This is a genomic window from Streptomyces sp. NPDC001770 (assembly GCF_053596135.1).
In genome coordinates, this window is the sequence record NZ_JBSFFN010000038.1 from 22,039 (window position 1) to 43,003 (window position 20,965).

Sequence of the window (20,965 nt, forward strand, 5' to 3'; positions counted from 1 at the left end):
CGTGAGCGGCGTCCCGTGGTGACGCCCGGGGAGATCGCCGGCTTCGCGGCGCGCGCGGTACCGGAGGATCTGCGCCCCGACGGTCCGGTGCTCGCAGAGGCGTTCGCGTGCCGCGCGGTGTGGGCGGTGGGCCCGGCGGGAAAGGCCGGGCCCGCCGCCCGCGATCAGGCCGCCCCGGCGCTCCCCTCCGCGGCGATCGTGACACGGGCGCTCCGGGTGACGCCGTCGACGGTCACCGCGAGGGTGACCGTGCCCGGCCGCAGGGCGGTCAGCGTGCCGGTGTCCGGGTCGAGGAGCGCGACGGGGCGGCCGCGGGCTCCGGCGGTGTCCCCGATCCGGAGGTTCGGGGAACCGGTCCAGTCGGCGCTCACCGGGAAGGCGACCGGTACCGTGCGCGCTCCCTGGGTGATCCGGGCGGACACCCCCGCCCGGCCGCCCGGTGCGAGCGCGGCGGGGGCGTCGAGGGTGAGTCCGTCGACGTGTGCCCGGGTCTGTACGGAGATCCAGTCGGGTCCGCCCGCCCAGGGCCGCTGCCGGGCCGCCGCCTGTTCGGCGGGGGTGACCCGGTCCGTACCGACCAGGCTCCAGCCGGTGAACCCGCCCCCGTCGGCCGGACCGGAGGGAGTCTTTCCCGAGTTGCCGTTGACGAGGTAGGGCACGCCGTCGACGTGCGAGGCGTCGAACACCCCGACGTGACCGCCGATGAAGGCGGCCCCCTTGCCGGTCGTACGGCGGAATCCGGCGAGCCACTCCTCCAGGAGGGCCGCCTCCTTGCGGTCGCTCAGCTGGCTGGCCCGCTGCACCGTGGGGTCGCGCGGGGGCACGTGCTCGATCAGTACGACGGAGCCGATGCCCGGATCAGCGGCCGCCGCGTCCAGCTGCTCGCGGAGCTCCCGGATCTGCGCGTAGCCGCCGCCCCGCAGGCTGAGGCTGGAGGTGTCGAGCGTGATGAAGCGGGTGCCGGCATGGTCGAACGTACGGTGGGCCGGGCCGAACCGGTCGGTGAAGGCGCCGATCGAGCCGCCCATCACCTCGTGGTTGCCCGGCACGTAGTACCAGGGCAGGTCGTCGCCGAGTTCCTCGTCCAGCATCCGGCGGGCGAAGTCGAGGTCGGCGGGCGAGCCCTCGTCGACCAGGTCGCCGTCGATCACCAGGAAGTCCGGGTGCGCGGCCTTGATCTCGCGCAGGGTGCGCCGGGCCTGGGCGACGATCGCGCTGTCGGGGTCGCGGGCGACGAACTGGGCGTCGGACATCACCGCGAACCGTGAGTCCCGGCCTTCCGTGTCGGCCGCCGTGTCGATCAGCGGGTCGGGCGCCGGCTCCCGGGCGGGCAGGTCGGCTGCCGGGACGACCTGGGCGACGAGGTCGTCGATGACGATCCCTCCGGTGTACTGCGCGCCGGCGGCGGTCTCGGCCAGGTAGAACCGGTACACCGACAGGGGCGTCGGGGCTCCGGCGGGCACGGCGAAAGTGACCTTCCGCCAGCCGGTCCAGGTGACGTAGGGGCCGCGGAGCAGCTGGTCCGTTCCGGCGGCGTCCTTGAGGTGGAGCGTGGGCCAGGCGCCCTTGCCGTCCCCGTTGATCCAGAGGGTGAAGGACTGGGGCCGGCCGGGCACCGCGACGGGCTGCGGCGGGGCGGCGTAGGCGGCGCGGGTCGCGGTGGACCGGGTGAAGTCGTAGTCAAGCCTCAGTCCGGTTCCGGTGTGCCCGTCGTCGGTGGCGGCCAGCGAGCCGCTCGCGCGGGCCTGGCTGAACTTCCAGGCGTCCGCGTCGTCGAAGCCGGAGACCGCCTGGTCCGCGAGGCCGACCGTGACGGCCAGCACGGTGGTGGTGCCGTGGACGGAGGCGGTGATCAGGCCGGCCGTTCCGCTGCCGGCGCGGGCGGTGACGGTGAAGGAGCCCCGCCCGTCGTCGTGGACGCCGAAGAGGGCGCGGTCGTAGTCGAGGGTGATGTCGCGGGGTTCGACGGGGGCGCTGTCGCCGTGGGCGTCGAAGCCGACGACGCCGAAGGTGCCGGTGGCGCCTTCCCCGGAGAGGCCGAGGCGCTCGGTGGTGGGGCTCGTGCGGGTCAGCTCGTCGAGCACGGTGAGCCGGGCCGATCCCCGGGCTCTGCCACGCTCGGCGAGGACCTCGGCCGTGCCGCCGCGCCGGGCGGTGAACACACCGCGCGCGTCGACGGTGCCCACACCGGGAGCGGCGGTGCGCCAGTGCGGGCTGCCGGCCGCCGGGCCGTACGTCTCGTCGTAACCGGCTGCGGTCAGGGCGCGGGTGAGGCCGGGGAAGACCCGGTCGGGGTGACCGCCGGCGACGGGGTCGTCGCCCGGGGCGGCGGCCGGGGGCGTGCGGGTCTCCACCCAGTAACCGGTGAGGGTGCCGCTGCCGTCCGGCGCGGTGAGGGCGAGGCCGTTGGGGACGGTGCGTTCGCTGCCGTCGGAGGGGCTGTTCTCCACCTGGAGGGCATCGCTGCCGGGTTCGCGCACCACCAGGGTGGAGGAGCCGCCGCCGTCCAGGTTGAGCGCGCTCCAGGCTCCGGCCTCGCGCATCATCCGGCCGAGTTCGGTGAGGGTCGCCCCGCCGCTGTCGGCCTGCCTGCCGTCCACGGTGATGACGTGCATGGTGCGGCCGTCCCGGGAGAATCCGACCGCGGTGCGGGGTGCGGCGGTGTTGTTGCCCTCGCCGTCGTGGTTCTGTTCCACGCCGTCCACGACGAGCAGTTCGCGCCCGCCGACGGCGGTGCGCGGCAGTGGCCCGTCGTCCGTGCGCGCCCGGTACGTCAGCTCGACCGGGTCGCCCGGCCGCAGCGCGGTCAGGAGTTCCGCTCCGGCCTCGCGTCCGACGAGGACGGTGGTGTCCTCGGGAACGGGGCCGCTGCCGGGCGTCGCGGAGACGGAGACCACCCTGCCGTCCCGTACGACGGCCTCGGCGACCGGCCGCGCCGAGGAGTTGACGGTCAGCGCGCGGTCGGCGTCGCCCCAGGCGGAGGTGTACACGCCGATGGATCCGGCGGGGACGTCGGCCGCGTTGCAGGCGCCGAGCGGGTGGTCGCCCGAGGGCAGGGTGAGCGTGCCCTCGAAGTACAGGTCCAGGACCCGCCCCGCGCCCGCGGGGCCGATGCCGACGGCGTGGGAGGAGCCGGCGGCCGGCGAGTGGTCGAGGGCCCCGTCCCGGACACCGGGTCCTACCGGTGCACCGGTCTCGTTGATGTCGAAGAAGTCGGCGTTGACGGCGGCGACGGTGCGGCGGCCCGCTCCGGCGTCGTGGCCGGCCGCCAGCTCGGAGACCGTACGCCGGTCGCTGACCTTCCCGGTGGAGAGGTAGTCGGCGCGGACGTCCTCGCTCAGGTCCACGGTGAGCGCGTCGACACGGAGCCATGTGGCGGCTTCGAGCCGGTCGTACGAGGTGAGGCCGACGCCGGGTGCGACGGGCCGGGAGGTGCGGGCGGTCCGGATGCCGTGGTCGTCGATGACGGGGGCGTCGGTGGCGGAACGCCCGGCGCCTGCCGGGGCGCGCGCGCCGGGCGGGGCCACCGGTCTCAGGATCTCGGCGGCGGTGTGCGGGTGGGGGTCGGGTGTCGTGTCGGCCGCCGCGGGGGCGACTGTCCCCACTACGGCCCCGCATACGGTGGCGAACAGCACGAGCGCCCGCGCGGAGCGGACGGCGGGCCCTGGACGTCGACGCACAAGTCCTCCTGCTGAGAGGCGGGTTGGACGGTTCATCAGCGCTTGTGGCGGACAGCATGCCGGGGGTGTACGAGCGGCGCCAGGGGGCGGGAGTGGCGGCGGGGACAACAGAGTACGGCGGGCGCGCGTCGTCCCCGGGTGCACGACGCGGCGTCGGCCGCCGTCGTACGGACGCTGCGACCGGCCGGTTTTCGGGCCGCCCGGTATGCCCGAACCGGTGGCGCGGGTTTCGCGATGTACGGAGAATTGACGACATGTCGATGAGCAAGCGCAGTGCGGGGGTCCTTCTCTACCGGACCGGGACCGGAACGGACGACGACGGGGTCGAGGTGCTGCTCGGCCATATGGGAGGCCCGTTCTGGGCGGGGCGTGAGGACGCCGCGTGGTCGATCCCGAAGGGCGAGTACGAGCCGGGCGAGGCGGCCGAGACGGCGGCCCGCCGGGAGTTCGAGGAGGAGGTGGGCCTGCCTCTGCCGGACGGTTTCTGGGTGCCGCTGGGCCAGTCCCGGCAGGCGAGCGGCAAGACGGTGACCATCTGGGCGGTGGAGGGCGAGGTGGACACCGCGAAGGCGGTGTACGGCACCTTCGCCATGGAGTGGCCGAGGGGCTCCGGGGTGATCCAGGAGTTCCCCGAGATCGACCGGGTCGCCTGGTGCACCCCCGAGCAGGCGGCCTCCCGCCTGGTGACGGGTCAGCGGGTCTTCGTGGAACGGCTGCTGGCCCACCTGGAGGCGTAGGTTCCGCCGGGCGGGCCGGGTCCGGCGGACCGTCGCCGGGACCGCCGCGGTACTACGCTCCGGCCGTCGCCCGGGAAGCCCCGGCGGGGCGTCCGTCGCGCAGTTCCAGCACGTCCCCGGTGAACCGGCCGCGGAAGGCCCGGTCGTGGGAGACCACGACGACCGCCCCCTCGTACACGGCGAGCGCGGCTTCCAGCTCCTCGACCAGGTCGAGGGCGACGTGGTTGGTCGGTTCGTCCAGGACGAGTACGTCGGCGGGGCGGGTCACCAGCCGGGCGAGGGCGAGTCTGCGCTGCTGGCCGACGGAGAGGTCGCACACCGCGACACCGAGGTCCTCGGCGCGGAACAGTCCGAGGGCGATCAGGTCCCCGGCGTACTCCTCGGGCAAGCCCGGCCGGCCTGCCGCGTAGGTGGCGAGGAGCGAACGGCGGGTCAGCCTGGCCGGCAGCTCCTGGGGGAGGTAGCCGACGCGGCCGCGCCGGGCGACCGTCCCGGAGTCGGGGGCGAGGTCGCCCGCGAGCACCCTGAGCAGGGTGGTCTTGCCCGCGCCGTTCGGGCCGGTGACCAGAAGACGCTGCCCGGGCAGCACGTCGAGGGCGGGCAGGCGCAGCCGCTCCCCCACCGAGACGGACTCGAGCGAGAGAAGCGGTGCCGGGGCGCCGATGGGGTCGGCGCCGCCCCCGGCTTCGGCGGCTTCGGCGGCTTCGGCGGCTTCGGCGGCTTCGGCGGCTTCGGCGGCTTCGGCGGCTTCGGCGGCTTCGGTGGCTTCGGTGGCTTCGGTGGCTTCGGTGGCGAGGATGAGCCCCGCCGTGAAGCGCAGGGGCTCCGGCGGCGGGGGTACGGGGGCAGCACGCAGAGCGTCACGGCGCGTCCGCGCGGCCCTGACCCGGCCGGAGAGTTTGGCGTCGTGCGAGCGGCGGTGCTTGCCGAAGCCCTCCGCCGGGTCCTTGCCGGTGGACCGGAGCCGCCGGCCCGCGGCTTCCACCAGCTCTTCGGTGCGGGCGAGTTCGGTGAGCCACTCCTGGTGTTCCTGAGCCCACCGGCGCCGCGCCGCGGCCTTCGCCGTCCGGTAGCCCTCCCAGCCGTCGCCATGGCGGGTGACGGTGCGCCGGTCGCGGTCCACCTCCAGGATGACGTTGGTGGTGGCCTCCAGGAACGCGCGGTCGTGGGTGACCACCACGAGGGTTCCCCGGTGGGCGCGCAGGTGGTCCTCCAGCCAGCGCACGGCGGGCACGTCGAGGTGGTTGGTCGGCTCGTCGAGCAGCAGCGACTCCGGTGCGGCGGCCAGCACACAGGCGAGGGCCAGCCGGGACTGCTCGCCGCCGGAGAGGGTGGCCAGGGGGCGGTCGCGTGGCAGGTGCGCGAGTCCGAGACCGTGCAGCGCCGCGTCGGTGCGGGCGTCGGCCTCGTACCCGCCCCTATCCTGATAGGCCGTCAGCAGCTCTCCGTAGGCGTCGAGTTCGTCCGCCGTGGGGGCGGGGCCCGACAGCCGGGCCTCGGCTACGCGCATCCGGTGTTCCAGGTCGCGGAGTTCGGCGAGGGCGGTGTCGACGGCGTCCTGCACGGTGTGGTGCGGGGCGAGGGCGAGGGTCTGAGCGAGGTGGCCGACACCGTCGGGGAACCGGGTGACGACCTCTCCGACGTCCGGGGCCTCGGCGTCGGACATGAGCCGGAGCAGGGTCGATTTGCCGGAGCCGTTCTCGCCGATGACGGCGACGTGTTCGCCGGACTTGACGGTGAGGGAGACGCCTTCCAGGACCGTCCGGTCGCCGTAGGCCAGCGTGACGTCCTGGAGGGTGATCTGCGAGCGGTCGCGTGATGCGGACATGGGTGTCGTTCCTGTGCTTTCGCTGAGGGAGGGCCCGGTGCGCCGCCCGGGGGCGGGCGTGCGGGGGCGTGGATTCCGGTCGGCGGGAGGCACCCGGGCAGCGCGCGCGGCGCGCCGCGCGGAGCTGCGGCGGTCCTCGCCGGAACGGATCAGCGGAAGTAGTGGTACGAACCCATGGTGCGAGTCTAGAGGAACGCCCGGACGGGCGTCTCCCGTGGAGTCCGCGCTGTCATCCCCCAGCCGTCCGACCAGTCGGCCACCGTCTGCGGCGAGGCAGTGCCGGAGGCCGACCGCAGTCCTTCGACGCCGAGGCGTACAAGCAGCGCAACGCGGTCGAGCGTTGTGTCGACCGGCTGAAGCAGTGGCGCGGCCTGGCCATGCGCACGGACAAGCTCGCCATCGCCCACCAGGCCGCACTCCACCTCGCCGCCATCCTCATCCGGGCACGCGGATGACCACGGAACACGAACTCAGACTCGTTCCAGTGGGCGGTGGGGGCGTGGCGGGGGCTCGACCTGGATGGAATCGTCGGGGCGGACGGTCCCTCCGTGGCGGACCACAGCCATGACGCCGCACTTGAACGTGAACTCGCCGGACAAGGGGTCCATGGCGAAGACCTCACCAAGCAGTCCCTTGCGGAAGTCGTTGATCTTCGAGCACGGGTTGCGCAGTCCGGTCACCTCGAGCACCGCCTGCTCCCCGAGATGGAGCAGGGCGCCGGTGGGCAGGCCCAACAGGTCCATCCCGCGCGTGGTGATGTTTTCGCCGAGCTGGCCCGCAGAGACCCTGAAGCCCTTGAGCGCGAGTTCGTCGAAGAGTTCCTCGTGCATCAGGTGGACCTGGCGCAGGTTGGGCAGGTGCGGCTCGTAGGTCATGCGGAACTGGTGGCGGATCGTCTCACCCGCGTGCACGTCTCCTTCCACTCCGAGCCCTGTGAGCAACCTGATGGAATCGCGAGTGGGCTTGCTGAACGAGTACCCCCCGTTACGGCTCACTGCGACCACCTGACCAGGCATCACGCCCTCCACCTGTCGTCGTTCCGCGGCTGGTCGATCATAGAGGCCGTGCAAGCAGCCGCGCGAGGGAGGCGTGCAGTGGGCGGACCTCGTCGGGCGGATGGGACATGTCCGGCTCCTGATCGGTACCGTCCCGTCACCGAACGCCAAAGGGACGGCTCCTAGCCCTGCCGGACGCCGTTCCGCCCGGGCAGCACGCCGGGGCGGGAGGCGCGCAGCATCAGCTGGTCGGCGAGGGCGAGCGTGGTCGGACCGACCACCGGGGTGGGAAGGGTGAGCAGCGTGGCGAATCCCATGGCCGCGGTATGACCGCGTGTACGGCCCGGTGGGCCCCCTCGCGATGATGCCGAAGCGGACATGCCGACGCGGGCCGTCGCCGTGGTTCGGCGGCCCGCGTCGGGTGGCTCGGTGCCCGTACGGCAGGCGTACGGGCCACCAAGAGGCCGGGTCCCGCCCTCCCGGGGGGAGGACGGGCGGGACCCGGGGTCTGTGTCAGCCGTTGGGCAGGATGACCGCCCGGCCGTTGATCTTGCCGTCGTGCAGGCGCTCGTAGGCGAGCGGCGCCTCGTCGATCGAGAACGTTTCGACGTGGACGTCGACGGCGCCGGCGTGTGCCAGCTCGACGACCTCGGCGAGCTCCTTGCGGGAACCCCAGTACGGCGCGGTGACCGAGGTGGCGAACGGCAGCACCCCGAAGCCGACGGGCAGGAGACCGCCGCCGATGCCGACGATGGTGACGTCGCTGTCGACGGAGGCGACCGCTCCGGCCGTCTTCACGGTCGCGTCGACGCCGACGAAGTCCAGCACGACCTTGGCGCCGACGCCGCCGGTGAGCTCGCGGACCTTGGCGGCGGCGTTCTCGTCGGACAGCACGGTCTCGTGGGCGCCGACCTTGCGCGCCAGCTCCAGCTTGTCCTCGGTGACGTCGAGGGCGACGACCTTGACGGCGGTCATCGCGCGCAGCAGCTGGATGGCGACGTGGCCGAGGCCGCCGGTGCCGATGACGACGGCCGTGGCGCCGGGCGTCAGCTTCGGCAGCGAGCGCTTGATCGCGTGGTAGGGCGTGAGGCCGGCGTCGGTCAGGGAGACGGTCTTGACCGGGTCGAGGTCGCCGATCTGGACCAGGTGGCGGGCGTTGTCGACGATCATGTACTCGGCCATGGCGCCGGGGTTGCCGAGTCCGGGCGGCATGATGCCGAGCTCGTCCGCGCGCAGGCAGTAGTTCTCACGGCCCTCGGCGCAGTTCACGCAGGTGCCGCAGCCCCAGGGGCCGTAGACGGCGACGTTGTCCCCGACGGAGACACCCTCGGCGCCGTCGCCCAGCTCCACCACGGTGCCGACGCCCTCGTGGCCGAGGGTGAGCGGCAGCGGGTAGGTGAGCTGGTCGGCGGGCCAGCTCATCACGGCGATGTCGGAGTGACAGACGCCGGCCGCGGTGACCTTCAGCAGGATCTGGCCCGGACCGGGCACGGGCTTCGGGATCTCGACGACCTCGGGTGCCGCGCCCACGGTGCGGTACTGGACTGCCTTCATGGTTCTTCCTCTGTTCTGTACCGGGCCCGCCGCCGGTTCCGGCCGGGTTTCGGCCGGTCCGCCGGTGGCGGACCCCCTTTGATCTGTGCCCCCGTCACCCCTGGTGTGTCCGGGGCGGGTGGTCAGGAGGCGGAGTAGCCGCCGTCGACCAGGTGGTAGCTGCCGTGGACGAAGGAGGCGCGGTCGGAGAGCAGGAACGCGGCGAGCTCGGCGACCTCCTCCGAGGTGCCCAGGCGGCCCGCGGGGTGGAGCGAGATCAGGTGGTCGCGGGCCGGGCCGTCGGTGTTGCGGAGCAGCGGGGTGTCGATGAAGCCCGGGCCCACGGCGTTGACGCGGATGTTCCGCGCCGCGTACTCCAGGGACGCCGTCTTGGTCAGGCCGACGACGCCGTGCTTGGCGGCGACGTACGCCGGGGACTGGGCGAAGCCGTTGGTGCCGAGGATGGAGGAGATGTTGACGATGGCGCCGCCGCCGGCCTTGAGCAGCTCGGGGATCTCGTAGCGCATCGAGTGGAAGACGCCGCTGAGGTTGGTGGCGACGACGCGGTTCCAGTCCTCGACCGCGTACTCACCGGTGGGGGCGGCGGGGCCGCCGATGCCGGCGTTGTTCACCGCGAGGTGCAGGGCGCCGAAGGTGTCGACGGCGAACCGGACACCGGCTTCGACGGAGGCGGGGTCGGTGACGTCCAGGCGGACGGCGGCGGCGCGGGCGCCGGTGGCCGTCAGCTCGGCGACGGCCTTTCGGGCGCTCTCCTCGTCGTAGTCGGCGACGACGACCGCCGCACCGCCGGCCGCGAGGCGCTGCGACAGGGCCAGGCCTATGCCGGAGGCGCCGCCGGTGACCAGCGCGACCTTGCCGGTGAACTCCGTCGCGTAGGAGGTGGAGAGGTCAGTGCTCATGATGAGGTGCTTCTTTCTGTGGTGCTGCGGTGCGCCGGACGCGTCCCGGTGGGGGCGGCCGGAGTCAGGAGGTCCGCGGAGAGGGCGTCGAACGCCTGGACCACGAGTTCGGGCAGGACGTCCGGGAGACCGCCGCGGACCCAGGCGGCCTGCGCCGCGAGGAGGGCTCCGGCTCCGGCCGCGACCGTCACGGCGGGACGGATGTCCTCGCGGCGGTCGACGCCGAGCCGGTCCGCCAGGATGGCGACCGACTCCTCCTGGGCATCCACCCTGATGTGGTGGTACGCCGCGTAGAGGGTCGGCTCCTCCTCCGCCAGGACCAGCAGCTCGAAGATCCGGGGGCGCAGGTGCCAGGGCCCGGCGGCGGTGTCGTCGAGCCAGTCGAGTACGGCACGCCGGTAGGCGGTGAGCGGGGGCTCGGCGGCGGGCCGGGCACGCAGCGCCTCGTTGATGCGGTCGCCGTCGCCGCGTACGGCGTCGAGGACCGCGTCCTCCTTGCTCCGGAAGTACCGGCTGAAGGTGCGCCGGTCGACGTCGGCCGCTTCCGCGATCTCCTCGACCGTCACGTTGCGCAGCCCCCGGTCGAGCACGAGCTCGAACGCGGCCCGGGCCAGCGCGTCCCGGGTCCGGCGGGCCTTGCGGCCCCGCCTCTCCGGTTCCCTCTGTTCCGTGCTCATGTCTGCACCGTACACCCAAAAATGTCTCAGCGGGACAAATGTCGTGGTGGGACTTTTTTATGGAGGTGGGGCGGCCGGGGACAGGGCACGGAACGGAACGCGGCGGGGCGCGGCGGGCCGGACGACCCGGGGCGGATACCGGTCGGCCGGCCAGGCCGCAGAAGCCTGCCGGACGAGCACCTGCGCGAGGGAAAGGGCAGCGAAAAGGGGCGCCGGCGAGCAGTTCCGCTCGCCGACGCCCCCTCCCTGGCGGCCCCACCGGGGCGGCAAGGGCGGTGTCAGACGCTCACGGCCGGGGCGGGCAGCTCCGACGGGGTCGTTGCGCCCCGGAACACGGTCGTGCGGCGGAGACGGAAGCCGAGGGACTCGTAGAGCCGGATCGCCCCGGTGTTCTCGGCCGCCGCGTGCAGGAACGGGGTGTCGCCGCGCTCGGTGACCGCATGGGCGACGGCCAGCACCAGCCGGCTCGCGAGGCCCTGGCCCCGCACGGAAGCGTCGGTGCAGACCGCGCTGATCTCGCTCCAGCCGGCCGGGCGCACCCGCTCCCCCGCCATCGCGACCAGCACCCCTCCGCGCCGGATGCCCAGGTACGTACCGAGCTCGACGGTTCGAGGGAGGAACGGCCCCGGGCGGGTGCGGGCGACCAGTTCCAGCATCTCCGGTACGTCCGCCGCGCCGAGCCGGACCGCCTCGGGGTACGCCTCCGGGCGCAGCCCCTCACCGGTCAGCTGCACACCGTCGGCCTCGAAGTCGATCTCCCAGTCCTGCGGCGGCGCCTGCTGGACGCCCATGAGCATCACCATGGCACCGGGGCCCGCGAGTGCGGCGGCGTCCGCCCAGTCCTTCGCGTCCGGCTCTTCCGGCAGTGCGAACCAGGGCGCCATGTCGGCGGGATAGCGGACGACGCGGCCGCGCCACTCGGCGAGGTGCGCCTGCGGGCCACTCAGCGCGGAGAGAGAAGGGTTGTCCAGCGGGTGAAGGGGATGGCCGGAGCTCACCTGCCGTGGGGCGGGGGCGCCCACCGGGCCGCTCCCCCTGCTCGCGGGGGCTCCGCGGTGATCGGTGACGTATGCCTCGGACATGCTTTCCTCGCTCCGGTGTTCCTCGGTGGGGCCGGCGCCGGACGGATGGCGCCGCATCTGGCGAAAAGCGCCTGCGGCGACCACGTATTCCCGGCTCCGGCGGCCGAGGCGTTCCGGGCTCCGGCGACCGCGTATTCCCGGCTCCTCCGGCGGCCGAGGCATTCCCGGCTCCGGACCGGCGGATCGCGCCGCCGGTCCGTCCGGTGGGCGGCCTCCCGGAGCTCCCGGAGCTCCCGGAAGGGGGGAGCCTGGCCGGTACGCCTCCCCCAGGCATCCGCCTGTGGCACCCTGGTGACGGCCGCCCCGCCGGGCTCCCCCGTACCGGTGGGGCGGCTCTGTGCGCCGACGTCCTCGACGTGCCCGGCGGACCGCCGCCACAACGGGCCGGGGGGACGGGGACCACGGACCGGGGGACGGGGACAGCGTCGAGAGCGGCGCGTGGCCGTCGGCATGGTGGATTCCTGGCCATTTCCGAACTCCTGTCCTGATCCCTTTCGCTGACGGCGCATGAGGCGTGAAGCCGGGGGAAGGTGCCAGTACCTGAGGGCATTCGAGCAGGGGAGCGTGACGGGATGACCGCACACACGGCACGGACGACCACGGTGGACAAGGCGGGGGTGACGGACGGGCTCCCGTGGATCGAGGATGCGGGGAAGGTCGCCCCCCAGGACGCACGTCAGCTCTCGCGGGTCTTCTTCGACCGCCTCCAGGAGCTGGAAGAGGGCACCCACGCGTACCAGTACGCACGGAACACGCTGATCGAGATGAATCTCTCCCTCGTCCGCTTCGCCGCCGGCCGGTTCCGCAACCGGGGCAGCGGGGACATGGAGGACATCATCCAGGTCGGCACCATCGGGCTGATCAAGGCCATCGACCGGTTCGACCTCTCGCGCGAAGTGGAGTTCACCTCCTTCGCGGTGCCGTACATCGTCGGCGAGATCAAGCGCTTCTTCCGTGACACCAGCTGGGCCGTACACGTGCCCCGGCGGCTTCAGGAACTGCGGGTCGACCTCGCCAAGGCCAAGGACGCCCTCGCCGTCGAACTGGACCGCGACCCGACGGTCCAGGAGCTCGCCGACCACCTGGAGCTGTCGCCGGAGGAGGTCACGGAGGGGATCGTCGCCTCGAACGGCTACACCGCCGGTTCGCTCGACATGCCCACCGACAGCGGCGAGTCGGGACGCCCGCACACCAACGGCCGGACCTTCGCCGACGTGCTGGGCGAGCCGGACTCCGCCATGGAGGGCGTGGAGAACCTCCAGGCGCTCGCCCCGCTCATGGGCCAACTGGACGCGCGGGAACGCCGGATCATCGACATGCGCTTCGGTCTGGAGATGACCCAGGCCGAGATCGGCGCCGAACTGGGCATCTCCCAGATGCACGTGTCCCGGTTGCTCAGCCGGATGCTGCGCAAGCTGCGCGACGGAATGCTGACCGAGGAGTGATCCGGCGGGGCGGGCACTGTCCGGGAGAGGACAGCACGGGGCGCGGCCTTCGGGTCGCGCCCTTCCTGCGTGTCGCTCCCCCGGGGCCCGGCGGCCGGGGACGGCGGTACGGTCAGTTCCCGGCCGGAGCGTCGACGGCGTGGTGGGCGGCGTCCAGGAGGGTCAGGTCCTCCTCGGTCAGCCGCAGGGCCCCGGCGGCCACATTCTCCTCCAGGTGTGCCGGATCGCCGGTGCCGGGAATGCCCAGCACGTGCGGGCCGCGGTGCAGCGTCCAGGCCAGCCGGACCTGCGCGGCACTTGCGCCGTGCGCCCGCGCGACCGCCGTCACCTCGTCGCGCTCCGGTGCCGCACCGGCCCCCGCGTCGCGGCCGGCACCGGCGATCGAGTAGAACGGCACGAACGCGATGCCTTGTCCTCCGCAGCTGTCGACGAAGGCGTCCTGGTCGGGGCGTACTCCGATGCCGTAGAGGTTCTGTACGCACACCACGGGGGCGATCTTCTGCGCCTCGACGAGGTGTTCGGGGGTCACGTTGGATATGCCCAGGTGCCTGATGAGCCCCTCCTCGCGCAAGCCGGCCAGCACGCCGAAGCGTTCGGCGATCGAATGGGTTCCCAGCACACGGAGGTTGACCACGTCGAGGTGGTCGCGGCCGAGCTGGCGCAGGTTCTCCTCGACCTGCTCGCGCAGGCGTTCCGGAGTGGCGTGGGGCAGCCACTCACCGGAGGGACCGCGACCGGGGCCCACCTTGGTGGTGATGACGAGGTCGTCCGGATACGGCCCCAGCGCCCGGTTGATCAGCTCGTTGGCGGAGCGCAGGCGCGAGAAGTAGAACGCGGCGGTGTCGATGTGGTTGACGCCGAGTTCGACGGCGCGGCGCAGCACGCGGATCGCCTGGTCACGGTCGCGCGGGGCGGCATCGGGGTCGAACGCCGCACCGGTCTGCGGCAGCCGCATGGTGCCGAAGCCGATCCGGTTGATCTTCCGGTCGCCGAGGGTCCAGGCGCCCGAGGCCGCTGCCGTGATGGTGGGTGAGGTCATGGCGTCATATTCGTCGTACGGCGGTGGCACGGGCAAACCTGTTCGGCCGTCTCCCGCTCCCCCGGCCCGCGCATGGCATCCGCTGCCCGACTGTTGCCACCGCATTGCAGGTTCATGGCAGGGCGGCCGAGCGCCTTCCCGGCACGCACGGCTCACCCTACGGTCCGTAACCGGCCCGCGGTGAAGCCGCGTCGGCACCACCTCTCCGCATTCCCCGAGGAGCGCCCATGGTTCACGCCCCGCTGTCCGAGTCCGCGTACGACCGGATGCGCGTGCGCCAGTGGGCGGACGGCAGGGCGCGGGCCGCCGGAATCGGCCGGCGGGATCTGCTGCGGCTGGCGGCCGCCGCCTCGGTGGCCGTTCCGCTGGCCTCGGCGGCGACTCCCGCGCAGGCGGCTGAGTCGCTGCCCGGTGTGGTGAAGCCGCTGCCCGCCGACCTGTTCACGATCCGGGGCACGAACGCGGAGACCAACTTCGCCGCGCTGCGCACGACGGGGCTGCTCACCCCCACGGACCGCTTCTTCGTACGGAACCACACCGCGACGCCCCGCATCGAGGCGGCCGACTGGAAACTCACCGTCTGGGGCGACGGGCTGACCGGCGGCCCGGTGGACTTCACGTACGACGCCCTGCGCGCCCTGCCGTCGGTCACCCGCACCACCTTCATCGAGTGCGCGGGCAACGCCCGCAGCTTCTACACCTCCCAGCAGAACCAGCAGGTCAGCGGCACGGCATGGACCCTCGGCGCGATCGGGACCGCGCGCTGGCGCGGGGTGCCGCTGCGGACCGTGCTGCGTCGTGCGGGCATCGGCCGGCACGCCGTCGACGTGCTGCCGCGCGGTCTGGACGCGGAGGTGGTGACCGACGGCGTGAACCTGGGGCGGGTGCGCCGGCCGCTGCCGGTGTCCAAGGCCCTGGACGACGTGCTGCTCGCCTACGAGATGAACGGCGAGCCGTTGCCGCCGGACCACGGATTCCCGGTGCGGCTGGTCGTGCCCTCGTGGGTGGGGGTCGCCAACATCAAGTGGGTGGGCGACATCGAGGTGAGCACCGAGCCGCTGGTCTCCCCGTGGAACACCACCCTCTACCGGCTGTTCGGACCCGGCTATCCCGCGGAGGGCAGCGCACCGCTGACCCGGCAGACCCTCAAGAGCGCCTTCGAGCTTCCGCTCGGCGCGTCCTTCACCGCGCGCCGGCGGGCGGGGCTGACGGGACGGTCCTGGTCGGGCGGCGCCCCGGTCCGGTCGGTGGAGATCAGCACGGACGGCGGGGTCCGCTGGCGGCGGGCCCGGCTGCGCGACGAACCGCGCGCGGGAAGCTGGGTGCGCTGGTCGGCGGAGTGGGTGCCGGACCGTACCGGGCCGGGCGTCCTGCTGGCGCGGGCCACGGACAGGTCGGGGCGGACCCAGCCGGAGACCGCCGCGTACAACACGCAGGGGTACCTCTTCGACGCCGTGGTACGCCACCCGGTGACGGTGGTCTGAGAGCGGGGGGAGGGGCCTACCGGAGCGGGGCCCCGCCGCCCGGCCGGCTGGGCTCGCGCGCGTCGCGCAGGTGGAGCAGCGCGCCGTCGAGTACGGCGGCGTGCACCGCCCTCGCCAGGCGTGCGCCCCAGCGCGACCGGGGACCGGCGAACGGTTCCGGGCCTTCGGCGCCCGGGGCGGGCACGGCGACGCAGACGGCGTCGGTGGGGGTTCCGGAGCAGTCCAGCCCGGCGTCCAGGAGCGCCTGCACCTTGGCCTCGGTGGCGGTGGCGACCGCGTTGACCAGGGCGGCGTCGCTGAGGGCGACCGGGAGGACGACGACGATGTTGACCGTTCCGGGTGGCGGCGGGCCGTCCGCGCCCGGCGCCGGGGCTGCCGCCCAGCCGCGTACGCCCAGGCCGCTGGTGACGGTGGCGGTCACGCCCCCGTCTTCCGCCTCGGTGTAGGCGCTCACGTCGGCGGCGGTCATGAGTCCGGTGCCGGGTCCGTCGAGTCCCTCCGCCGCCGCGATCTCCGCGAGGTGCCGGTCGGGGTCGAGCCTCGGGTACCCGCCGGGGACCTGGGCGTTGAGGATCCAGGCGCGGGTGCCGATGCCGCCGCCGAGGACCGCGCTGCTGCAGACCCGGCTGCCGGGGGCCAGCCGCCAGACCAGGTGGCCCAGCCGGTGGCCGTCCTCGTGCCGGGTGCGCAGGCGGCGGCGCGGGGCCGGGCGCGGGAGGGGTACGGAGACGATGGCGGTTCCCGGGGTGTGCGGCGGCCGGCCGTGGTGGCCGGCCGGTGCGGAGGCGATGGCCGGTCGGCGGTACGGACGACGACGGCCGGACGATCCTATGCGTGGCCCCGGTGCCGCCGGGCACCGGCCGTACGCCTTCCGGGCGGGCCGGTGTGCCGTCTGCCACCTGAGTCGTCACCCGTCTGGCCTAACGGGTGGCCCGGGTCGCCTTTCCCGGCGGTCGCGGGGCGGGGCAGGGGCGACGGCCCCTGTCCGCCGGGCCCCGGATGGCCGGTGGGTTGCAGGGGCCATCCGGGTGAGGCGCGATGGAACCGGGCGTGCCGCACCTGAGTGGACCCACCACAGGACGCGTCCGGGCGAGGAGGCATCGGTCATGGCAGCCGCTGACGGTTTCACGGATTCCGGAGAGCTCGACGGTCTCACCGTCTACGACAACGGGGGCGAGAAGGTCGGCAGTGTCGGCCGGGTGTACGTCGACGACGACACCGGCAAGCCCGACTGGGTCACGGTCAAGACCGGCATGTTCGGGATGAAGGAGAGCTTCGTTCCGCTCGCCGGGGCCCGTCGGGTCGGCGCGGACCTGCACGTGGCGCACCCGAAGGAGAGCGTCAAGGACGCTCCCCGGGTCGACGCGGACGCCCATCTCTCCGTCGCCGAGGAGGAGGAGCTCTACCGCCACTACGGACTCACGAGGAAGCCCAGGAGCACCGCAGGTACGGGCATGGGCGCGGACGGCCGGACGACGGCGGGCACGGGCGCGATGGGCGGCGCGGCCGGAGCGGCCGCGGGTGCCGGAGCGGCGGGCGCGGCCCGCACCTCCGGCACCGGCAAGGCGGCCGGCGGTACCGCGGGCATGACGGGCGCCGGCACGCACCGGGACACCGACGCCGCGGCCGGAGCACGGCCGCTGGCGGGCGCCGGTGCGAGGTCCGCCCCCGACATGTCCAAGGCCGACCTCGCCGGCCAGGAGGAACTCATCCGCTCCGAGGAGCAGCTGCGCGTCGGCACGGAGGAGTACGAGAGCGGGAAGGCCCGCCTGCACAAGTACGTCGTGACGGAGGAGGTCACCCGCACGGTGCCCGTCTCGCACGAGGAGGTTCGCGTGGTCCGGGAGCCGCTGGCGCCGGGCGAGAAGGTGACCGGGCAGACCGCCATAGGTGACCAGGACGTCGAGGTGACCCTGCACGCCGAGCGCGCGACCGTGCGCAAGGAGGCCGTGGCCGTGGAGCGGGTACGGCTGGAGAGGGACCGGGTGACCGAGCAGAAGGAGGTCTCCGCCGAGGTCCGCAAGGAGAAGATCGACTACGCGGACGGTACGGAATCCCGCACCGGCAAGGACATGGGCGGTGATTTCGGGCCGGGTGGACGCAGCTGACCTCCGGCCGCTCAGGCGGCGGACCGAGGCCACCACGGGCAGGGCGCGGGGGCGGAACCGCAGTGACGGTTCCGCCCGTGCGCCCTGCCCGTGCGCCCAGCCCGGATCAAGCCCCGGCGGCGGGCAGGAACCGCACGCTGGGCCGCCCCTGCGGGCCGTCCGGGGTGACCACGGACCGTACCCGGTAGACGTCCGCGATGAGCCGTTCGGTGATCACCTCGTGCGGGGTGCCCGCCGCGACCACCCGTCCGCCGTCCAGCACGGTGACCAGGTCGCAGAACATGGCGGCCAGGTTCAGGTCGTGCAGGGCGACGACGCAGGTGAGGGGCAGTGAGGACACCAGGGTCAGCAGCTCCAGCTGGTGCTGGATGTCCAGGTGGTTGGTGGGTTCGTCGAGGAGGAGCTCGCGGGGCTGCTGGGCGAGGGCGCGGGCGATCTGGACCCGCTGGCGTTCGCCGCCGGAGAGGGTGTGCCAGGACTGCCCGGCGCGGTCGTTCAGTCCGGTCCGTTCCAGGGCCCGCCGGACGGCCTCGTCGTCCGCCGGGCCCGGCGCGGACCAGGCACGGCGGTGCGGGATGCGCCCGAGGCGTACGACGTCGAGGACGCTCAGCTCGACCTGGGTCGCCGCGTGCTGGTCGACCACGGCGACCCGCCGGGCCACGGTGCGCCGGCTCGTCGTGGCCAGCGGTTCGCCGTCGAGCGTGACGAGGCCGCCCTCCGGCGGCAGGACGCCCGCGAGCACCCGCAACAGGGTTGATTTTCCGGAGCCGTTGGGGCCGATCAGGCCGACGGTGGCGCCGGGCGGCGGGGCGAGGGTCACCCCGTCGAGAACGAGACGGCCGCCGGCCGCCCGGCTCACCCGGTCGGCCCGCAGTCCCTCGGCGGGGGCGGTCATACGACTCTCCGGGTGCGGTGCAGGACCAGGACGAAGGCCGGTACCCCGATGAGCGCGGTAACCACGCCGACCGGCACCTCCTGGGGGTCCAGGACGGTCCTGGCCAGGGTGTCGACCCAGACCAGGAAGACGGCGCCGGCCAGCGCCGTGACGGGCAGCAGCCTGCGGTGTCCGGCACCCGCGAGTGCCCGGGCGGCGTGCGGCAGCACCAGGCCGACGAAGCCGATCGCCCCGGCCGAGCTGACCAGCGCGGCGGTGAGCAGCGCGGTGGTGCAGAGCAGCACGGTCCGGGTCCGCGCGACATGGACGCCGAGCGTGGCCGCGGCGTCCTGCCCGAAGGCGAAGGCGTCGAGCGTACGGGCGTGCCCCAGGCAGATCGCCAGGGTGAGTACCACCACGCCGGTGCAGAGCTGGACGTCCGTCCAGCCGACCCCGCTGAGCGAGCCGAGCAGCCAGAACAGCACCCCGCGCGTCTGCTCGGCGTCGGCGGCGGTCATCACGGTGAACGAGGTGAGCGCGGAGAAGAGCTGCATCACCGCGACGCCCGAGAGCACGACCCGGTCCGTGGTGCCGCCGAGGGTGTGGCTGAGGACGAGGACGAGCGCGAACGAGGCGAGCGCCCCGGCGAACGCGCCCGCCGAGAGGGAGACCGCTCCCCCGCCGACGCCCAGCACCACGACCACGACAGCGCCGGTGGAGGCCCCCGAGGAGACGCCGAGGACGAAGGGGTCGGCGAGCGGATTGCGGAGCAGGGACTGCATGACGGTCCCGCACACCGCGAGCCCGGCGCCGCAGACGGCCGCGAGCAGGGTGCGCGGCATCCTGAGGTCCCAGATGATGCCGTCCCGGATCGGGCTCAGCTCCGTGTCACCGAGGCCCAGGTGGGCGGCGACCACCGACCACACGTCGGCGACGGAGATACGGGCCGGGCCGATGGTGACGGCCACCGCGACGGAGGCAAGCAGCAGCACGGTTCCGCCGCCCCACAGGAGCGGTTCGGGCAGGGTCCGCAGGCCGGTGCGCCGCCCGTCCGGTACGGGACGGATGCTCGCGCCGGCCGTCACCGGGCGGGGGCCGGCCTGTGCCGGGGTGCGGGCGGCCGCCGGGTCGCCGTCGGCCGTCATCCGGCGAGGCCGAACTCGCGCAGCCCCACCGCGACGCGCTCGATGCCCTCCACCGTGCGGATGGTGGGGTTCATGGCCTGGCCGCTGAGCAGGACGTACCGCTTGTTCCGTACGGCGTCCATGTTCTTGGTGACCGGGTTGGACTCCAGGAACTCGATCTTCTTCGCGGCGCTCTCCGCCGTCTGCGACTTGCGGGTGAGGTCGCCGATGACGAGGACGTCCGGATCACGGTCGGCGACGGTCTCCCAGTTGATCTGGGGCCATTCCTCGTGGGTGTCGTCGAAGGCGTTCTTCGCGCCGAGTTCGGTGGTGATGATGCCGGGCGCCCCGCAGCAGCCCGCCAGGTACGGGGCCTCGGAGTTGGCGAACCAGTACATCAGGGTGGTGCCGGAGGCGTCGATGCCGTCGGTCGCCTTCGCCACGCGGGCCCGCAGGCCGGCGATGAGCTTCTCGCCGCGTTCCGGTACGCCGAACACCCGGGCCAGGTCGCGTATCTCGCCGTAGACGCTGTCCAGGGTGAGGGCGGTGGAGCGGGCGCCGTCGCCGTCGCCACTGTTGTCCTTGCCGGTGCAGTCGGAGGGCGAGACGTACGTGGGGACGCCCAGGCCCTCGAACTGCTCGCGGGGCGCGACCCCGCCCTTGCCGAGTGTGGACTCGAACGAGGCGCTGACGAAGTCGGGTTCCTGCTCCAGCACCTTCTCCGAGGAGGGGGCGTTGTCGGAGAGCCTCGGGACCTTCGCGTTGGCCTTCTCCAGGCCCTTCATCACGGGGTCGGTCCAGGTGGCGGTGGCCGCGAGCCGGTCGGCGAGGCCGAGGGAGAGCAGGATCTCCGTCGATCCCTGGTTGAGGGAGACCGCGTGGCGCGGGGCGGAGGCGACGGTGACGGTGCGTCCGCAGTTGCGGAGCGTCACCGGGTATCCGTCACCGGCCGCGCCGGCGCCGGCCGGTGCGTCGTCGTCGGCACCACCGCAGGCGGTCAGCAGCAGGAGCCCCGCCGTCAGCAGGGCAGCGGGACGGGCGGATCGGGCCATGGGGGGCACGAGGTACCTCGGCGTCTCTGGGCCCATGCGCGGGGCCCGTTGTACGGAAGACTGCGGCCCGTACGGGTCGCAGGGCGCCAGCAGGTCTTCGGACTCGGGTTCGTGCGGACGGGGCGCCTTCCCGGGACACCCGTGGGTCTCCCAGTGGCCGTGGCCCCGCCCGTCCCCCTCACCGCTGCGCGTCAGTTCCGGACTCTCACCGGATTCCCTGACCCCATCTGTGGAGTGCGACTGGCACTGGGAAGCTATCACGCCCCTCCGCGCCTGCCGGATGCCTGTTCGGTGCGGTACGGCCATCGCTGCGGGACAGCCATCGGGGCCGGGTACGACAGCGGGCGCCGCCGGAGGTCGTCCGGCGGCGCCCGCTGCTCAGGTTCC

Annotated in this window: 17 protein-coding genes, 1 pseudogene and 1 riboswitch; of the genes and pseudogenes, 5 read left to right on the forward strand and 13 right to left on the reverse strand. The window is 73.6% G+C overall.

The window, feature by feature from the left end; all coding sequences use genetic code 11:
* Positions 1 to 164 precede the first annotated feature (164 nt).
* On the reverse strand, positions 165 to 3,716 hold the full coding sequence (locus ACWCSV_RS28410) for a phosphodiester glycosidase family protein (protein ID WP_451147001.1): 3,552 nt from the start codon (positions 3,714 to 3,716) through the stop codon (positions 165 to 167).
* A gap of 218 nt (positions 3,717 to 3,934) precedes the next feature.
* On the opposite strand from ACWCSV_RS28410, the gene ACWCSV_RS28415 reads away from it, so the two are divergent.
* The gene (locus ACWCSV_RS28415) at positions 3,935 to 4,417 is read left to right on the forward strand and encodes an NUDIX domain-containing protein (RefSeq protein ID WP_451147003.1); all 483 of its coding nucleotides are present in this window, start codon (positions 3,935 to 3,937) and stop codon (positions 4,415 to 4,417) included.
* A gap of 52 nt (positions 4,418 to 4,469) precedes the next feature.
* Here ACWCSV_RS28415 and ACWCSV_RS28420 read toward each other — a convergent pair whose 3' ends face one another.
* A complete protein-coding gene (locus ACWCSV_RS28420; protein WP_451147005.1) occupies positions 4,470 to 6,245 on the reverse strand; it encodes an ABC-F family ATP-binding cassette domain-containing protein in 1,776 nt (591 codons plus the stop codon).
* A 213-nt stretch (positions 6,246 to 6,458) separates the two neighbouring features.
* On the opposite strand from ACWCSV_RS28420, the pseudogene ACWCSV_RS28425 reads away from it, so the two are divergent.
* Positions 6,459 to 6,700: pseudogene (locus ACWCSV_RS28425) on the forward strand (IS5/IS1182 family transposase); the annotation flags it as partial.
* 15 nt (positions 6,701 to 6,715) lie between these two features.
* Here ACWCSV_RS28425 and ACWCSV_RS28430 read toward each other — a convergent pair.
* The 6 genes from ACWCSV_RS28430 to ACWCSV_RS28455 form a co-directional block, all read right to left on the reverse strand.
* Positions 6,716 to 7,261 (reverse strand): MOSC domain-containing protein, encoded by a 546-nt coding sequence (locus ACWCSV_RS28430; RefSeq protein ID WP_451147085.1) that lies wholly within the window; start codon positions 7,259 to 7,261, stop codon positions 6,716 to 6,718.
* Between the two features lie 161 nt (positions 7,262 to 7,422).
* The gene (locus ACWCSV_RS28435; RefSeq protein ID WP_451147007.1) at positions 7,423 to 7,557 is read right to left on the reverse strand and encodes a hypothetical protein; all 135 of its coding nucleotides are present in this window, start codon (positions 7,555 to 7,557) and stop codon (positions 7,423 to 7,425) included.
* 196 nt (positions 7,558 to 7,753) lie between these two features.
* Positions 7,754 to 8,794, reverse strand: a complete 1,041-nt coding sequence (locus ACWCSV_RS28440; RefSeq protein WP_451147009.1) for an NAD(P)-dependent alcohol dehydrogenase — start codon at positions 8,792 to 8,794, stop codon at positions 7,754 to 7,756.
* Positions 8,795 to 8,916: 122 nt separating this feature from the next.
* Positions 8,917 to 9,693 carry an SDR family NAD(P)-dependent oxidoreductase gene (locus tag ACWCSV_RS28445; RefSeq protein WP_451147011.1) on the reverse strand — a complete coding sequence of 259 codons (777 nt, stop codon included), beginning with the start codon at positions 9,691 to 9,693 and terminating at the stop codon, positions 8,917 to 8,919.
* The gene (locus ACWCSV_RS28450; protein ID WP_451147013.1) at positions 9,690 to 10,370 is read right to left on the reverse strand and encodes a TetR family transcriptional regulator; all 681 of its coding nucleotides are present in this window, start codon (positions 10,368 to 10,370) and stop codon (positions 9,690 to 9,692) included. Before ACWCSV_RS28450 ends, ACWCSV_RS28445 begins: the two co-directional genes overlap by 4 nt.
* A 278-nt stretch (positions 10,371 to 10,648) precedes the next feature.
* Positions 10,649 to 11,452, reverse strand: coding sequence for a GNAT family N-acetyltransferase (locus ACWCSV_RS28455; protein ID WP_451147015.1), 804 nt, complete (start codon positions 11,450 to 11,452; stop codon positions 10,649 to 10,651).
* A gap of 572 nt (positions 11,453 to 12,024) precedes the next feature.
* Here ACWCSV_RS28455 and ACWCSV_RS28460 point away from each other — a divergent pair.
* A complete protein-coding gene (locus ACWCSV_RS28460; protein ID WP_451147017.1) occupies positions 12,025 to 12,897 on the forward strand; it encodes an RNA polymerase sigma factor SigF in 873 nt (290 codons plus the stop codon).
* A gap of 112 nt (positions 12,898 to 13,009) precedes the next feature.
* On the opposite strand, the gene ACWCSV_RS28465 is transcribed toward ACWCSV_RS28460, so the two are convergent.
* Positions 13,010 to 13,936 (reverse strand): oxidoreductase, encoded by a 927-nt coding sequence (locus ACWCSV_RS28465; RefSeq protein WP_451147019.1) that lies wholly within the window; start codon positions 13,934 to 13,936, stop codon positions 13,010 to 13,012.
* Between the two features lie 227 nt (positions 13,937 to 14,163).
* Between ACWCSV_RS28465 and ACWCSV_RS28470 the strand changes: the two genes are divergently transcribed.
* The gene (locus tag ACWCSV_RS28470; RefSeq protein WP_451147021.1) at positions 14,164 to 15,420 is read left to right on the forward strand and encodes a sulfite oxidase; all 1,257 of its coding nucleotides are present in this window, start codon (positions 14,164 to 14,166) and stop codon (positions 15,418 to 15,420) included.
* A 16-nt stretch (positions 15,421 to 15,436) separates the two neighbouring features.
* Here ACWCSV_RS28470 and ACWCSV_RS28475 read toward each other — a convergent pair whose 3' ends face one another.
* Entirely contained in the window at positions 15,437 to 16,111 is a 675-nt protein-coding gene (locus ACWCSV_RS28475) for an adenosylcobinamide amidohydrolase (protein ID WP_451147087.1), read from the reverse strand.
* Positions 16,112 to 16,526: 415 nt separating this feature from the next.
* Here ACWCSV_RS28475 and ACWCSV_RS28480 point away from each other — a divergent pair, with 415 nt between their 5' ends.
* Positions 16,527 to 17,528, forward strand: a complete 1,002-nt coding sequence (locus ACWCSV_RS28480) for a PRC and DUF2382 domain-containing protein (protein WP_451147023.1) — start codon at positions 16,527 to 16,529, stop codon at positions 17,526 to 17,528.
* Between the two features lie 106 nt (positions 17,529 to 17,634).
* Here the strand turns inward: ACWCSV_RS28480 and ACWCSV_RS28485 are convergent, their stop codons facing one another.
* Genes ACWCSV_RS28485 through ACWCSV_RS28495 form a run of 3 tightly spaced genes read right to left on the reverse strand, consistent with a single transcriptional unit; the run spans position 17,635 to position 20,578 of the window.
* On the reverse strand, positions 17,635 to 18,423 hold the full coding sequence (locus ACWCSV_RS28485) for an ABC transporter ATP-binding protein (RefSeq protein WP_451147025.1): 789 nt from the start codon (positions 18,421 to 18,423) through the stop codon (positions 17,635 to 17,637).
* Complete coding sequence (locus ACWCSV_RS28490; protein ID WP_451147027.1) at positions 18,420 to 19,547, reverse strand: FecCD family ABC transporter permease; 1,128 nt, start codon at positions 19,545 to 19,547, stop codon at positions 18,420 to 18,422. The genes ACWCSV_RS28485 and ACWCSV_RS28490 overlap by 4 nt, the downstream gene beginning before the upstream one ends.
* The gene (locus tag ACWCSV_RS28495) at positions 19,544 to 20,578 is read right to left on the reverse strand and encodes an ABC transporter substrate-binding protein (protein WP_451147029.1); all 1,035 of its coding nucleotides are present in this window, start codon (positions 20,576 to 20,578) and stop codon (positions 19,544 to 19,546) included. The genes ACWCSV_RS28490 and ACWCSV_RS28495 overlap by 4 nt, the downstream gene beginning before the upstream one ends.
* 71 nt (positions 20,579 to 20,649) lie before the next feature.
* Positions 20,650 to 20,838, reverse strand: a riboswitch (cobalamin riboswitch).
* Positions 20,839 to 20,965 lie beyond the last annotated feature (127 nt).

Excerpts from the sequence above, each read along its gene's own strand:
- ACWCSV_RS28455 (WP_451147015.1), bottom strand. The coding sequence starts at position 11,452 with ATGTCCGAGGCATACGTCACCGATCACCGCGGAGCCCCCGCGAGCAGG.
- ACWCSV_RS28445 (WP_451147011.1), bottom strand. The coding sequence starts at position 9,693 with ATGAGCACTGACCTCTCCACCTCCTACGCGACGGAGTTCACCGGCAAG.
- ACWCSV_RS28435 (WP_451147007.1), bottom strand. The coding sequence starts at position 7,557 with ATGGGATTCGCCACGCTGCTCACCCTTCCCACCCCGGTGGTCGGTCCG.
- ACWCSV_RS28465 (WP_451147019.1), bottom strand. The coding sequence starts at position 13,936 with ATGACCTCACCCACCATCACGGCAGCGGCCTCGGGCGCCTGGACCCTC.
- ACWCSV_RS28495 (WP_451147029.1), bottom strand. The coding sequence starts at position 20,578 with ATGGCCCGATCCGCCCGTCCCGCTGCCCTGCTGACGGCGGGGCTCCTG.
- ACWCSV_RS28490 (WP_451147027.1), bottom strand. The coding sequence starts at position 19,547 with ATGACGGCCGACGGCGACCCGGCGGCCGCCCGCACCCCGGCACAGGCC.
- ACWCSV_RS28460 (WP_451147017.1), top strand. The coding sequence starts at position 12,025 with ATGACCGCACACACGGCACGGACGACCACGGTGGACAAGGCGGGGGTG.
- ACWCSV_RS28480 (WP_451147023.1), top strand. The coding sequence starts at position 16,527 with ATGGCAGCCGCTGACGGTTTCACGGATTCCGGAGAGCTCGACGGTCTC.
- ACWCSV_RS28420 (WP_451147005.1), bottom strand. The coding sequence starts at position 6,245 with ATGTCCGCATCACGCGACCGCTCGCAGATCACCCTCCAGGACGTCACG.
- ACWCSV_RS28430 (WP_451147085.1), bottom strand. The coding sequence starts at position 7,261 with ATGCCTGGTCAGGTGGTCGCAGTGAGCCGTAACGGGGGGTACTCGTTC.
- ACWCSV_RS28440 (WP_451147009.1), bottom strand. The coding sequence starts at position 8,794 with ATGAAGGCAGTCCAGTACCGCACCGTGGGCGCGGCACCCGAGGTCGTC.
- ACWCSV_RS28470 (WP_451147021.1), top strand. The coding sequence starts at position 14,164 with ATGGTTCACGCCCCGCTGTCCGAGTCCGCGTACGACCGGATGCGCGTG.
- ACWCSV_RS28410 (WP_451147001.1), bottom strand. The coding sequence starts at position 3,716 with ATGAACCGTCCAACCCGCCTCTCAGCAGGAGGACTTGTGCGTCGACGT.
- ACWCSV_RS28485 (WP_451147025.1), bottom strand. The coding sequence starts at position 18,423 with ATGACCGCCCCCGCCGAGGGACTGCGGGCCGACCGGGTGAGCCGGGCG.
- ACWCSV_RS28450 (WP_451147013.1), bottom strand. The coding sequence starts at position 10,370 with ATGAGCACGGAACAGAGGGAACCGGAGAGGCGGGGCCGCAAGGCCCGC.
- ACWCSV_RS28415 (WP_451147003.1), top strand. The coding sequence starts at position 3,935 with ATGTCGATGAGCAAGCGCAGTGCGGGGGTCCTTCTCTACCGGACCGGG.